This window comes from Methylobacterium sp. 13MFTsu3.1M2, from assembly GCF_900112625.1.
GTDB lineage: Bacteria > Pseudomonadota > Alphaproteobacteria > Rhizobiales > Beijerinckiaceae > Methylobacterium.
Genome location: NZ_FOMM01000002.1, coordinates 131,165 through 143,585, shown reverse-complemented (window position 1 = coordinate 143,585; position 12,421 = coordinate 131,165). Strand labels below are relative to the sequence as shown.

The window sequence follows — 12,421 nt, the reverse complement described above, 5'->3', positions numbered from 1 at the left end:
CCGCGCGCCGGCCGCGCCGTCGCGACGCGGTCCGCGGCCGGCGCGCCCGAGTGATTCCCGCGGTCGAGTGATTCCCGCGGTCGAGTGTTTCCCGCGTTCACCGCTGCGCCGAGCGGAGCGGCCCGGGCGGAGGCGGTGACTTCAGGGGCTCGACGGACTGGCCGTCCCGCAGATCCGGGGCGGGGCTGTAGATGATCCGGCTGTCGGCGGGCAGCCCCGAGTCGAGCTCCAGCGTGCGCCCGAGATCGCGCCGGACTCGGATTGTCCGCCACGTCACCCGGTCGTCGTCGCTGAGGGTGGCGACCCTGAGGTCGTTGCCGTCGAACACCGTCGCCTCGGCGGGGATCGACACGCCGGGCTCGGCCCGGGGGATCTTGAGAGTGACGTAGGCGTACAGCCCGGCCCGCAGCGCCCGGTCGGCGTTGGGGACGTCCACCTGGGTGGTCAGCGTGCGCGACGCCGCGTTCAGCGCGACGGAGCTGCGCTCCACGTAGCCTTCGAAGCGCCGGCCCGGCATCTGCGGCACGGTGATCTCGGCACGGACGCCGGGCTTGACGCCGACGGCATCCTTCTGCGGCACGTTGACGGTGATGCGCAGCAGGCTGTCCTGGTCCATGCTCAGGAGCGGCGTGCCCCCGTTGTCGGCGCGGACGAGGTCGCCGACATCGACGTTGCGCACGGTCACGACCCCGTCGAACGGCGCCACGACACGCTCGAAGGCGGTGAGCGCCTTCAGGCGGTCGACCACGGCCTCCTGCGCCTTGATGTTGGCGGTGGCGACCTTCACGCCGGCCTCGGCGGCGGCGAGCGCGGCGGCTTGGCTCAGCACGCCCGCCTTGGTGTTGTCGGCGTTCTGCCGCGAGGCCCAGCCCTGCACGGCCAGGGTGCTGGTGCGGTTGTTGGTGAGGTTGGCGAGGTTCACGTTCGCGCGGGCCTGCTCGACCTGCGCCTGCGCCTGGAGCAGCTGCGCCTTCAGCTGGCCGACCTGCGCCTCGGCCTGCGCGAGCTGCTGGTCGAGATCCGGTGCGGCGATGCGCAGAAGGAGGTCGCCCGCCTTGACCCGGGATCCGATATCGACCCGGCGCTCCGCGATGTAGCCGGTGGCGCGCGCGGCGATCGCCGCCGTGGTGAAGGCCTGGATCTCGCCGGGAAGCACGAGATCGAGGGGCCCCTCGGCCCGCTCGGCGGCCACGGTGCGCACCTGCGGCACGAGGGTCTTGATCCGCTCCAGCGTCGCGGTCGCCTCCACGTCGCGCTGCCAGTGACCGTAGGCACCCCAGGCGAGCAGGCCGAGTCCGGCGAGGCCGACCAGCAGGAACGGGGCCTTGCTGGGCGGCGGAAGGACGTCCGAGCCCGCGTCGTGCGCCTTCATCGATCGGCTCTCCGCCCCGGACATCCGGCCAAGTCACGTTGAGGGTAGCGCCCGGCGGGCCGGCCGGCCAGCGTGTGCATTGGCCGCATCGGCGCGTCGGCCTAACGCGCTAGCCCGGCCACCAGCGGGCGCCGGCTGAGGCGCTTGTGCAGGTGGACCATCAGGGCGATGCCGAAGAGGGGCGTCAGCAGGTTGAGGACCGGGACGATCATCAGGCCGGCCAGGAGGCACCCGGCGCCGAGCGTCCGGACCGAGAAGGCGCGGCGCATCTCGGCGGCCTCGGGAAGGGGGCGGAACCGGGCCGCCGCCATCTCGAAGTACTCGCGGGACAGCAGGTAGGCGTTGGCGGCGAAGAAAGCCGCGATCCCGATGACGGGAACGAAGAAGATCACCAGGGCCGCCAGGTTCACCAGCAGCGTCACACCGGCGAAGCGCAGGGCGTAGAGCATGGCGGTCCCGAACGGCATGGCGCGTCCGGGCGGCTCGTTCGGGAAATCGGTGCGCTCGACGATCTCGGCCGCGTCGTCGAGGAAGAAGCCCGCCACCAGGATCGAGACCGCCGGCATCAGGTAGGCGAGGGCCACGACCAGACCGAAACCCGCGAGGTAGTAGGCGAGGCTGTCGAGGATCGGGTACTGGGCGGAAATGTGGTGGCTCGCCTGGAAGGCCTGGATCAGCCGGGTCAGGCCGAGCCAGATCAGGAGCAGGAGCCCGACCGTCAGGCCGAGGGACTTCCACAGGATCGCGCGCAGCGGCGGCGAGAAGGTCTGGCGCAAAGCCGCCGCGGCGGACTCGACGAGCATCGGGCGAGAATTCCGGCCTGCGCCGGAAGCGGCGCTGGCGCGTTGTGGAGCGGTGCGGCGACCGGTGCAAGATCGGGCTCCGTCGCAGGGGCGGCAGGGTGCGGGGAGCACGCGTGCAGGACACGACAGGACAGGTCTCGGCGCCGCGGGCGCCCGATCACCGGTGGAGCGACCCGGTCGTCCGGCCCACCTACAGGCCGCGCCTCGCGCCTCTACCCGAGAAGCCCGACGTGCTGGTGATCGGCGCGGGCGCCGCCGGCATCGGCGCGGCCCGCACCCTCGCGGCCCGGGGCGTGTCCGTCGCGGTGCTGGAGGCGCGGGAGCGCGTCGGCGGCCGCGCCCTGACGGTGACCCTGCGCGGCCACGCCCTCGATCTCGGGGCCCACTGGCTCCATGCCGGGCCGATCAACCCCCTCGTGGCGCTCGGCCGGGCGCGCGGCGAGCGGCTCCGCCGGGCCGCGCAGGAGAGCCACGTCTGGGTCCGGGGCCGGCCGGGCCGCGCCGACGACGTCCGGGCCAACGCGCGCGCCTTCGACCGCGCGGACCGCGCCATGACCCGTGGCGCCGCGCAGCCCGGCCCCGACCGACCGGCCGCCAGCGCGCTGCCGCCCGGGCTCGGTGCCTGGGGCGACCGGGTCGCGCAGGTCCACGGCCTCGTCTCGGGCCGGCCACTGCAGGCGGTCTCGCTCCACGACTTCCCCAGCATGGAGTACGGCGACAACTACTTCCTGGCCGACGGCTACGGCAGCTACGTCGCCCGCCTGGCGGACGGCCTGCCGGTGGCGCTCGCGACGCCGGTGACCCGGATCGACTGGTCGGGCGGCCGCGTCCGCGCGACCGGCGCCGACGGGACCGTCTACGCCGCCCGCGCGGTGATCGTGACGGTTCCGATGATGGTGCTCCGGGACGGGCCGGCCTTCACGCCGCCGCTGCCGAACGCGGTGCGCGCCGCCATCGACGGCTTCACCACCGGCATCTACGAGCACGCGGTGCTGCACTGGCCATCGAGCCCGTTCCGCGGCCGCGACCGGCTGGCGGCGATCCACGGCGGGCGGCGCGCCCCGCCGGGCCTCCTCACCCGCATCGACGACACGCCCTTCCACTACTACGAGCTCGACCTGCACGAGGCGGCGGCGATCGACGCCGCGGGATCCGGCGCGGACGGCGTGCGCCGCCATGTCCGCGCGGTCCTGGGCGAGCATTTCGGCCGGGCGCGGCTGCGCGACCTGACGATCCCCGCGGTGAGCGCGTGGCGCCACGACCGGTGGTCGCGCGGCTCGTGGGCCGTGGTCCCGCCGGGCCACGCGCCGGCGCGACAGGCCCTCCGCGCCGCCGTCGCCGACACCGTCTGGTTCGCCGGCGAGGCGCTGTCCCGGGAGCAGTGGGGCACGGTCGGAGGCGCCTACGCGGAGGGCGTCCGGGCCGCCGAGGCCGTGTCCGCCGTCGTACAGACGGGCGCCGGCGAGCGTATCCGGGCGGGCACAGGCTGAAGCGCGCGCGGCGCGGAACCTGCCGGAACGCTTGCCGCAGCCGGACAAGACAGGCATCCCCCGGCCGAAACGCGACAGGGGGCGGCGATGGATTGGGTCGAGGGCATCGGCTATCTCGGGACGGCGCTGACCATCACGGCGACGGCCATGAGCACGATGATCCCGCTGCGGATCATCTCGCTCTGCGCGAGCTGCGCCGTGATCACCTACGGCATCATGATCGGCAGCATGCCGGTGGTGCTGACCGAATTGATCCAGATGCCGTTCAACGCCTACCGGCTCTGGCAGATGCTGCGCCTCGTCCGGGACGTGGAGACGGCCGCCGAGAACGACCTGTCCCTGGAATGGCTCCGGCCCTTCGGCTCCCGACGCCCGTTCGGCATCGGCGAGGTGGTGTTCCGCAAGGGGGATCTCGCCACCGAGATGTACTACATCGAGAGCGGCGTGTTCCGGATCCCGGAGGTCGACCTCGAGGTGCGCCAGGGCGGGATCGTCGGCGAGCTCGGGCTCCTGTCGCCCGGCAACGCCCGCACCGCCTCGCTGGTCTGCGTCGAGGCGGGACACGCGCTGTGCGTGTCCTACTCGGACGTGAAGCAGCTCTACTACCAGAACCCCGAATTCGGGTTCTACTTCCTCAAGCTGACCAGCGAGCGGCTCTTCCAGGGTGTGCAGGGCATGTCCAAGCCCCAGGCGGTGGCCGGCGACGCCCTGTGAGGCGCCGCCGTCCGCTGCTCAGTGTCCGCCGCTCAGAGCATGCTCGGCAGGATGCGGTCCGGCGGCCGGTGTCCGTCCATGAAGGTCTTGATGTTGATGATGACCTTCTCGCCCATGTCGGTGCGGCTCTCGTAGGTCGCCGAGCCCATGTGGGGCAGGAGGACGACCTTGCCCTGGCGGGCGAGCTTGACGAGGCGCGGGCTGACGGCGGGCTCCTGCTCGAACACGTCGAGGCCGGCCGCCGAGACCTCCCCGCCCTCGATCAGGCGCGCCAGGGCGTTCTCGTCGATCACCTCGCCGCGGGCCGTGTTGACCACGATCGCCTCGGGCTTGAGCAGCTTGAGGCGCCGGGCCGAGAGCAGATGGTAGGTGGCGGGCGTGTGCGGGCAGTTCACCGACACGATGTCGACGCGCGCCAGCATCTGGTCGAGGGATTCCCAGTAGGTCGCGTCCAGCGCGCTCTCGATGGCGGCCGGCACCCGGCGGCGGTTGTGGTAGTGCACCTGCAGGCCGAAGGCGCGGGCGCGCTTGGCGAGCGCCTGGCCGATCCGGCCCATGCCGACGATGCCGAGGCGCTTGCCGGTGATGCGCCGGCCGAGCATCCAGGTCGGCGACCAGCCGGTGGTCCACTCGTCGTCCGGGATGATCCGAGCGCCCTCGGTGACCCGGCGGGCCACCGCGAGGATCAACGCCATCGTCATGTCGGCGGTGTCCTCGGTCAGCACGCCGGGCGTGTTGGTGACCGTGATGCCGCGCTCCAGCGCCGCCGCCACGTCGATATGGTCGACGCCGTTGCCGAAATTGGCGATCAGGCGGAGGTTCGGGCCGGCCTGGGCGATCAGCCCGGCATCGATCTCGTCGGTCACGGTGGGGACGAGCACGTCGGCCTCGCGCAGGGCCGACGCCATGGCGTCCGGCGCCATCGGCGCGTCCTCGGAATTGAGCCGGACGTCGAACAGCTCGCGCATCCGCGTCTCGACGGCATCCGGCAGGCGCCGCGTCACGACCACCAGCGGCTTGCGCTTCGACACGTCTCTCTCCCCGTCAGCCCAGCGGCCTTGATCGCGGCTCGCGCCCGGTGGCTCCCGCCCGGACCGCGTCCCGCAAGCGTCCGTTAACCGAACTCGGCCAGACAGGATCGGTCACGGGGCGCCGGTTCCGGAGCCCGTTCCGACCCATCGGCCTCTCTACCAGAGGTGGGCCGGAACACAATCGGATGCGGACCGGTCCGCGTGTCGAACCGGCCCCGCTTTCGACATGTCCGGCGCCCAGCAACGCCACGTCTGGATAGGGAGACGACCATGCGCGTGTCATGCCTCAGCCTCGCCGTCGCGGCGGTGCTGGCCGGCGGCCTCGCGACCGGTGCCCGCGCGGCGCCGCCGACCGGCCCCGAGGCCGGGGTCGGGCCGGTGACCAAGCTGCCGCTGCCGCGCTACGCGAGCCTGAAGACCGATCGCGTCAACCTCCGCGAAGGCCCCTCGAAGGATCACAGGACGCTCTGGGTGTTCCAGCGGGCCGGCCTGCCGGTCGAGATCGTGGGCGAGTTCGAAACCTGGCGCAGGATCCGCGATTCGGAGGGCACCGAGGGCTGGGTGCTGCACTCGCTGCTGTCCGGGCGCCGCACCGCCATCGTGAATGCCGGCCCCGACAAGGGTGTCGAGAAGGCGGCCGTGTCGCTGCGGGCCAAGGCCGACGACGGCGCCGACGACGAGGCCAAGCTCCAGACCGGCGTGATCGGCAGCGTCAAGAGCTGCACCGGCACGTGGTGCCGCATGATCGTCGCGCTTCCCAACAAGCGGGACGTCGACGGCTACATTCGCCAGAATCGCCTGTGGGGCGTCTACCCGAACGAGGTCGTGGAATAGCGGTCCGGGCGCCCCGACGGCGCCCGTCCGTCATTCCGGGCGGCGCGCTAGCTCCCGGCACGCCGGCAGCCCGAAAAAGCCAAGGCCCGGACGATGCCGGGCCTCGCGTCGCTCGCGTACTGCGTTGGACCCGGGCCTCAGCCCTGGCGGCGGCCCGCCGGACGGCTGCGGCGCAGGCGCACGATCACCTCGACCCCGGCGATCTCCATGCCCTCGGGCGCCTCGGGCAGCGAATCGACCGTGATGCCGCAATCCGGCATGTCGATCACCTGGCTCTCGTCCTCCAGGTAGAAATGGTGGTGCTCGGTCGGGTTCGTGTCGAAATAGGCCTTCGACCCGTCGAGCGCGAGCTGGCGCAGGAGCCCGGCCTCGGTGAACTGGTGCAGCGTGTTGTAGACGGTCGCCAGCGAGACCGGCACCTTGGCGCGCATCGCCTCGTCGTACAGCATCTCCGCCGTCAGGTGGCGGTCGCCGCGGCCGAAGAGCAGCCAGCCCAGGGACAGGCGCTGCCGCGTCGGGCGCAGGCCGGCCCGACGCAGACGGTCGCGCAGGTCGGACAGCGGACAGCCGCGGCGCGGAGTCCCGTTGGCCTCCAACTGGGGGGCGGGGACCCGGCCGTTGAAGACGGCCTGGAATGGCACCGGTTCGGACATCGCTGGACTGAACGCTCGACGAGGGGCCTGAAGGAACGGATGTCTCCTCAGTATATTGAAGTGGTCGGACAGTCGCAACCCGAGCGTTGCCGCATACCCGCGGCTGCAGGCTTTGAAGGCGCGGCGCCCCGTGCTAACCCGCGCGCCAGCCGATGGGCCGAGTATAGTCGCCCGCGACGCGAAGATCGCGCACATCCGAGGAAACAGCCAACGCAATGCCGCCAGACGCCGAGACACAAGCGCATGGTGCGAACCGCCGGTCGCACTATTCCTACGAGGATCTTCTGGCCTGCGGGCGCGGCGAACTCTTCGGATCCGGCAACGCGCAGTTGCCGCTGCCGCCGATGCTGATGTTCGACCGGATCACGTCCATCGGGACCGAGGGCGGCGCCCACGGCAAGGGGCACGTGACGGCCGAGCTCGACATCCGGCCGGACCTCTGGTTCTTCCCCTGCCATTTCCAGGGCGACCCGGTGATGCCGGGCTGCCTCGGCCTCGACGCCCTCTGGCAGATGCTGGGCTTCCATCTCGGCTGGCTCGGCTCGCCGGGCCGCGGCCGCGCCCTGGGCGTCGGCGAGGTGAAGCTCGCCGGCCAGGTGCTGCCGACGATCAAGAAGGTCGTCTACAATGTCGACGTGAAGCGGGTCCGTCAGGGCAAGCTCGTGCTCGGCATCGGCGACGGCTGGCTCGAGGCCGACGGCGAGCGCGTCTATCAGGTCCAGGACATGCGGGTCGGCCTGTTCCAGAGCTGAGCCGCAGCCGCCGCGCGTCCGGTTCGCGGCTTGGCCGCAACGCCGGACGGTCTCGGCGGTTGAGATTGTGTCCGCGTCACCTTAGCTGACCGTGACGCGGCCCGGGCGACCGGGACCGCGACGGAGGTAGTGTCACCATCATGCGCCGTGTCGTCATCACCGGGATGGGCATCGTCTCGTCCATCGGCAACAACACGCAGGAGGTGCTCGCCTCCCTGCGCGAGGCCCGCTCGGGCATCGCGCGCGACGCCAGCTACGCTGAGCACGGCTTCCGCAGCCAGGTCTCCGGCGCGCCCACCCTCGATCCCGAGGGCGTGGTGGACCGGCGCGCGATGCGCTTCCACGGCGGCGGGACCGCCTGGAATCACGTCGCCATGGATCAGGCGATCCAGGATGCCGGCCTGGATCAGGGCGACATCTCGAACGAGCGCACCGGCATCATCATGGGCTCGGGCGGTCCCTCGACCCGCGTGATCGTGGAGGCCGCCGGCATCGCGCGGGACAAGGGTCCCAAGCGCATCGGCCCGTTCGCCGTGCCGAAGGCGATGTCGTCGACCGCCTCGGCGACGCTCGCGACGTGGTTCAAGATCCGCGGCGTGAACTACTCGATCTCCTCCGCCTGCGCGACCTCGAATCACTGCATCGGCAACGCCGCCGAGATCATCCAGGGCGGCCGGCAGGACATCATCTTCGCGGGCGGCTGCGAGGATCTCGACTGGACGCTCTCGGTGCTGTTCGACGCCATGGGCGCCATGTCGTCGAAGTACAACGACACGCCGTCCCGTGCCTCCCGCGCCTACGACGCCAACCGCGACGGTTTCGTCATCGCGGGCGGTGCGGGCGTGCTGGTCCTGGAGGAGCTGGAGCACGCCAAGGCGCGCGGCGCCCGGATCTACGGCGAGGTCGCGGGCTACGGCGCCACCTCGGACGGCCACGACATGGTCGCGCCGTCGGGCGAGGGCGCCGTGCGCTGCATGCGCCAGGCGCTGGACGGGCTGAAGGGCGCGCGGATCGACTACATCAACCCGCACGCCACCTCGACCCCGGTCGGCGACGACAAGGAGATCGAGGCGATCCGCGAGGTGTTCGGCCGCGGCGAGGATTGCCCGCCGATCTCGGCCACCAAGTCGCTGACCGGCCATTCCCTGGGCGCCACCGGCGTGCAGGAGGCGATCTACAGCCTGCTGATGATGAACAACGGGTTCATCTGCGAGAGCGCGCACATCGACACGCTCGACCCGGCCTTCGCCGACATGCCGATCCTGCAGCAGCGCCGGGACAACGCGCAGCTCGGCCACGTGCTGACCAATTCCTTCGGCTTCGGCGGCACCAACGCCACCCTGGTCCTGAAGCACGTCGACGCCTGATCGCCCGGCGCGGAACCGCCGGCCACAGGCCGGCGTTTACCCGCTGTTGAGATCTGGTGGTGGCGATGGGGACTTTCATCTTCGGAACATTGGGCGGCCTCATGATCGCCGGTGTCGCGGCGATCTTCGCGAAGCAGGCCGCGCTGGAAGAAGCCGATTCCCACACGGACGGGCATTTCTAAGCCCGGCCTACGACGCCACAAACGCCCCGCCCGCCGGCGGGGCTTTTTTTTGCCCGCCGTCTGCCGGTGTCGCGTTTGGATCGCGGCGCGAGCCGCGTTAAGGCAGCCTGCCGCGGTTCGCTGGTCGCGACCGCGGTCCGGACCCGCTTCGCGGGTCCGGCGTGCTCGGTCAGGATGTGAGTCGGCATGACGGGTTTGATGGCGGGCAAGCGCGGCCTGATCATGGGCGTCGCGAACGATCACTCGATCGCCTGGGGGATCGCCAAGGCGCTGCACGCCCAGGGCGCGCGACTGGCCTTCACGTACCAGGGCGAGGCCCTGGGCCGCCGGGTGGCGCCCCTCGCCGCCAAGCTCGATTCGGACATCGTTCTGCCCTGCGACGTCGAGGATCTGGCCTCGGTCGACGCGACCTTCGAGGCCCTGGACGCCCGATTCGATGGTGGCCTAGACTTCGTGGTCCACGCCATCGGCTTCTCTGACAAGGCGCAGCTCAAGGGCCGCTACGTCGACGTGACGACGCGCGAGAATTTCGTGCGCACGATGACGATCTCGTGCTTCTCGTTCACCGAGATCGCGCAGCGCGCGGCCAAGCGGATGAACCAGGGCGGCTCGCTGCTGACCCTGACCTACGGCGGCGCGACCCGGGTCATGCCGAACTACAACGTCATGGGCGTCGCCAAGGCGGCGCTCGAGGCCTCGGTGCGCTACCTGGCGAGCGACCTGGGCCCGGACGGGATCCGGGTCAACGCGCTCTCCGCCGGCCCGATGCGGACGCTGGCGGGCGCCGGGATCGCCGACGCGCGACTGATGTTCAACCACCAGCGGGCGCACGCGCCTCTGCGGCGCACGGTCAGCCTGGAGGATGTCGGCGGTTCGGCCCTCTACCTGCTGTCGCCGCTCTCGGGCGGCGTCACCGGCGAGATCCACTTCGTGGATGCCGGCTACAACATCATCTCGATGCCGCGCCCGGACGTGCTGCAGGCGCAGGACGAGGCCGGCGTCGTCGGGGACGCCTGAGGCGCCTCACTCCTCCGGGATGCGCCCCGGGGGCAGGGGACCGGCCGGCGAACCGCGCTCGCCGCGGACCGAGCGCCGCTCCCGGGCGGCGCGCGCCTCCTCCGCTGTCGGCGGCGCCGAGGGATAGTTCGACGCGAAGGGGTTGGGCGGCGCCCCGCGCCCGGAGCCGCCGAACAGCTTGTCGAGGAAGCCCTCCTCGGCGCTCGCGGGTCGGGCGACCAGGAGAAGGGCGAGGGCGAGGATCGGGCGAAGCTGCATCGTCGTCGTCTGCGTGCCGGGACCGAGCCGGGTTAGGGCCACTTTCCGGCGGATCGGAGGCCGGGTCCCCGTCGCCTGGAACCCCGGCGCGTCCGGCGGGTTCGCGGTCAACGATGAGAGCGCGTACAGGAGGCGTGATGTCCGAGGTAACCTATCGCATCGTCGAGCACGACGGCGGCTTCGCCTACAAGGTCGGCGACGTGTTCTCCGAGACGTTCCCGAGCCGCGAGGAGGCGCTGCAGGCGGCGCAGGCCGCGGCGGCGGAGCAGCAGGTCCCCGGGTCGACCGAGGGGATCCGCTATCAGGATCAGGCCGGCGGCTGGCACGACGAGACCGCGCAGGGCAGCGACCGGCCCCGCGCCCGGGTCGTGGAGTAGCCGCGGCGGACGGGACGGACATGCGCGATCGTCCGCAACGGCGGGAAATCTCGTGGCGCGTGCGCGGCGCGTAACCCCGGCCGCGGCGCCGGCCGGTCGCAGGGCGCCCGCCCTGCCGAAGGGCGCGCGGCGGACGACTCCGTCGCCGGAGACGCTGGCGGCGCTCGGCCCGGACCGGCTGATCGCGCTGATCCTCGGCGAGACCGGGCGCAACCCGGCCTTCAAGAAGCTGGTGAGCGCCGCGCTCGCCTCGCTCCAGGGCCCCGAGGCCGTCGCGGCGATCGTCGACCGGCGGCTGACGGCCCTCGAGGGCGCCCAGGGCTACATCGACTGGCAGAAGCGCCGGACCTTCGCGGCCGACCTCAACACGACCGTGACGGTGATCCTCAACGAGTTGCGGCCCCTCGATCCGGGGGCCGCGCTCGACCGGCTCCGCCGCTTCCTCGACGGCGCCGACGCGGTCCTGAACCGCGTGGACGACAGCACCGGCGCCGTGCAGGGCGTGTTCGACCGCGCCGCCATGGCCTTCGTGGAGATCGCCGGTGCCCTGCCGCCGGAGGACGCCGCCCGGTTAGCGGCGCGCCTCGTCGAGCCGTTCGCGGCGGATCCGTTCGGCCCCCTCGGAACCGTCCTCGGCGAGATGATCCCGGCGCTGCCCGAGCCTTCCCTCGCGGAGATCGACGACCGGCTCGCCGCCGCCGAGGCGGCGCTGCCGCAGGGTGGGGATCCCCGCCGCGACGCGACCCATCACCGGCAGGCGGCCCGGATCCAGATCCTGCGCCTGCGCCAGTCCGTCGCCGACCGGCGCGGCGACACCGACACCTTCATCGCCCTGGAGCGGGCGACCTTGCCGGGGCGGGAGAACCGCGTCGCGATCGCCCGGCGGCTCCTCGACGCCGCGCGCGCCACCGAGGCGCTGGACTGGATCCGGCGCATGCAGGACCCGGGCCTGCGCATCGCCACGCGGGCCGACCTGATCGCCGGCTTCGACCTGCGCGGACCCGAGCGGGAACGGCAGGCGCTGGAGATCGAGATCCTCGACGCGCTCGGCCGGGGCGACGAGGCGCAGGCCCTGCGCTGGGGGCGGTTCGAGCGCGAACTCGACGCGCCGATGCTGCGCACCTTCCTCGCCAAGCTTCCGGATTTCGAGGACGAGGAGGCGCTCCGGCGCGCCCTCGACCACGCCGTGGCCTTCCCGCAGCCGCACCGGGCGCTCGCCTTCCTGGCGGCCTGGCCGGATCTGCGCCGTGCGGCCGCGCTGGTCGTCGCGCGGCCTGAGACCTGGCAGGGCGACCAGTACGCGGTGCTGGCGCCGGTCGCCGAGGCGCTGGCGCAGGATCACCCCCGGGCCGCGACGATCCTGTATCGCCGGCTCCTCGACTCGATCCTCGAGACCGGCCGCAGCGCCGCCTACCCGCACGGCGCGCGCTACCTCGCGGAGCTCGACGCCCTGGCGGGGCGCCTCGCGACCGGCGACGTCGATCCGGATCCGCAGGCCTACCGCGCTGCTCTGCGACGGGCGCACGGCCGCAAGCACGGGTTCTGGAGCCTCGTGCGCGACTGAACCGGAC

The 12,421-nt window shown here is 72.2% G+C and carries 14 protein-coding genes; 9 read left to right on the top strand and 5 right to left on the bottom strand.

Annotation, left to right across the window (positions count from 1 at the left end):
- Nucleotides 1–97: 97 nt before the first annotated feature.
- Together BM314_RS00685 and BM314_RS00680 are read right to left on the bottom strand one after the other, a co-directional pair.
- Nucleotides 98–1,372: an efflux RND transporter periplasmic adaptor subunit gene (locus tag BM314_RS00685; protein WP_091976438.1), complete on the bottom strand. Its 1,275-nt coding sequence runs from the start codon at nucleotides 1,370–1,372 to the stop codon at nucleotides 98–100.
- Nucleotides 1,373–1,473: 101 nt separating this feature from the next.
- Nucleotides 1,474–2,175 carry a sulfate transporter family protein gene (locus BM314_RS00680; RefSeq protein WP_091976436.1) on the bottom strand — a complete coding sequence of 234 codons (702 nt, stop codon included), beginning with the start codon at nucleotides 2,173–2,175 and terminating at the stop codon, nucleotides 1,474–1,476.
- 230 nt (nucleotides 2,176–2,405) lie between these two features.
- Between BM314_RS00680 and BM314_RS00675 the strand changes: the two genes are divergently transcribed.
- Both BM314_RS00675 and BM314_RS00670 read left to right on the top strand, forming a co-directional pair.
- Nucleotides 2,406–3,665, top strand: a complete 1,260-nt coding sequence (locus BM314_RS00675; RefSeq protein WP_244539820.1) for a flavin monoamine oxidase family protein — start codon at nucleotides 2,406–2,408, stop codon at nucleotides 3,663–3,665.
- 87 nt (nucleotides 3,666–3,752) lie between these two features.
- Nucleotides 3,753–4,379, top strand: a complete 627-nt coding sequence (locus BM314_RS00670; protein WP_056528908.1) for a Crp/Fnr family transcriptional regulator — start codon at nucleotides 3,753–3,755, stop codon at nucleotides 4,377–4,379.
- 32 nt (nucleotides 4,380–4,411) lie between these two features.
- On the opposite strand, the gene BM314_RS00665 is transcribed toward BM314_RS00670, so the two are convergent.
- A complete protein-coding gene (locus BM314_RS00665) occupies nucleotides 4,412–5,410 on the bottom strand; it encodes a 2-hydroxyacid dehydrogenase (protein ID WP_020092116.1) in 999 nt (332 codons plus the stop codon).
- Between the two features lie 270 nt (nucleotides 5,411–5,680).
- Between BM314_RS00665 and BM314_RS00660 the strand changes: the two genes are divergently transcribed.
- Nucleotides 5,681–6,244 carry an SH3 domain-containing protein gene (locus BM314_RS00660; protein ID WP_020092117.1) on the top strand — a complete coding sequence of 188 codons (564 nt, stop codon included), beginning with the start codon at nucleotides 5,681–5,683 and terminating at the stop codon, nucleotides 6,242–6,244.
- 137 nt (nucleotides 6,245–6,381) lie between these two features.
- On the opposite strand, the gene irr is transcribed toward BM314_RS00660, so the two are convergent.
- Nucleotides 6,382–6,897: a Fur family transcriptional regulator Irr gene (gene irr, locus BM314_RS00655; protein ID WP_012319639.1), complete on the bottom strand. Its 516-nt coding sequence runs from the start codon at nucleotides 6,895–6,897 to the stop codon at nucleotides 6,382–6,384.
- 215 nt (nucleotides 6,898–7,112) lie between these two features.
- On the opposite strand from irr, the gene fabA reads away from it, so the two are divergent.
- The 4 genes from fabA (at nucleotide 7,113) to fabI (ending at nucleotide 10,215) form a co-directional block, all read left to right on the top strand.
- Nucleotides 7,113–7,649 carry a 3-hydroxyacyl-[acyl-carrier-protein] dehydratase FabA gene (gene fabA / locus BM314_RS00650; protein WP_091676726.1) on the top strand — a complete coding sequence of 179 codons (537 nt, stop codon included), beginning with the start codon at nucleotides 7,113–7,115 and terminating at the stop codon, nucleotides 7,647–7,649.
- A 140-nt stretch (nucleotides 7,650–7,789) separates the two neighbouring features.
- The gene (fabB, locus tag BM314_RS00645; RefSeq protein ID WP_056528916.1) at nucleotides 7,790–9,016 is read left to right on the top strand and encodes a beta-ketoacyl-ACP synthase I; all 1,227 of its coding nucleotides are present in this window, start codon (nucleotides 7,790–7,792) and stop codon (nucleotides 9,014–9,016) included.
- A 56-nt stretch (nucleotides 9,017–9,072) separates the two neighbouring features.
- The gene (locus BM314_RS31220; protein WP_280142529.1) at nucleotides 9,073–9,198 is read left to right on the top strand and encodes a hypothetical protein; all 126 of its coding nucleotides are present in this window, start codon (nucleotides 9,073–9,075) and stop codon (nucleotides 9,196–9,198) included.
- A 186-nt stretch (nucleotides 9,199–9,384) separates the two neighbouring features.
- Complete coding sequence (gene fabI, locus BM314_RS00640) at nucleotides 9,385–10,215, top strand: enoyl-ACP reductase FabI (RefSeq protein WP_091976432.1); 831 nt, start codon at nucleotides 9,385–9,387, stop codon at nucleotides 10,213–10,215.
- A gap of 6 nt (nucleotides 10,216–10,221) precedes the next feature.
- On the opposite strand, the gene BM314_RS00635 is transcribed toward fabI, so the two are convergent.
- Entirely contained in the window at nucleotides 10,222–10,473 is a 252-nt protein-coding gene (locus BM314_RS00635) for a hypothetical protein (protein WP_042672450.1), read from the bottom strand.
- A 137-nt stretch (nucleotides 10,474–10,610) separates the two neighbouring features.
- Between BM314_RS00635 and BM314_RS00630 the strand changes: the two genes are divergently transcribed.
- Together BM314_RS00630 and BM314_RS00625 are read left to right on the top strand one after the other, a co-directional pair.
- A complete protein-coding gene (locus BM314_RS00630; protein WP_020092122.1) occupies nucleotides 10,611–10,850 on the top strand; it encodes a hypothetical protein in 240 nt (79 codons plus the stop codon).
- 52 nt (nucleotides 10,851–10,902) lie between these two features.
- Nucleotides 10,903–12,414, top strand: coding sequence for a DUF6880 family protein (locus BM314_RS00625; RefSeq protein ID WP_091976431.1), 1,512 nt, complete (start codon nucleotides 10,903–10,905; stop codon nucleotides 12,412–12,414).
- Nucleotides 12,415–12,421 lie beyond the last annotated feature (7 nt).

What these genes read in the sequence shown, in the direction of transcription:
- BM314_RS00685 (WP_091976438.1), bottom strand. Translation starts at nt 1,372, where the DNA reads ATGAAGGCGCACGACGCGGGCTCGGACGTCCTTCCGCCGCCCAGCAAG.
- BM314_RS00680 (WP_091976436.1), bottom strand. Translation starts at nt 2,175, where the DNA reads ATGCTCGTCGAGTCCGCCGCGGCGGCTTTGCGCCAGACCTTCTCGCCG.
- BM314_RS00670 (WP_056528908.1), top strand. Translation starts at nt 3,753, where the DNA reads ATGGATTGGGTCGAGGGCATCGGCTATCTCGGGACGGCGCTGACCATC.
- BM314_RS00660 (WP_020092117.1), top strand. Translation starts at nt 5,681, where the DNA reads ATGCGCGTGTCATGCCTCAGCCTCGCCGTCGCGGCGGTGCTGGCCGGC.
- irr (WP_012319639.1), bottom strand. Translation starts at nt 6,897, where the DNA reads ATGTCCGAACCGGTGCCATTCCAGGCCGTCTTCAACGGCCGGGTCCCC.
- fabA (WP_091676726.1), top strand. Translation starts at nt 7,113, where the DNA reads ATGCCGCCAGACGCCGAGACACAAGCGCATGGTGCGAACCGCCGGTCG.
- fabB (WP_056528916.1), top strand. Translation starts at nt 7,790, where the DNA reads ATGCGCCGTGTCGTCATCACCGGGATGGGCATCGTCTCGTCCATCGGC.
- fabI (WP_091976432.1), top strand. Translation starts at nt 9,385, where the DNA reads ATGACGGGTTTGATGGCGGGCAAGCGCGGCCTGATCATGGGCGTCGCG.
- BM314_RS00635 (WP_042672450.1), bottom strand. Translation starts at nt 10,473, where the DNA reads ATGCAGCTTCGCCCGATCCTCGCCCTCGCCCTTCTCCTGGTCGCCCGA.
- BM314_RS00630 (WP_020092122.1), top strand. Translation starts at nt 10,611, where the DNA reads ATGTCCGAGGTAACCTATCGCATCGTCGAGCACGACGGCGGCTTCGCC.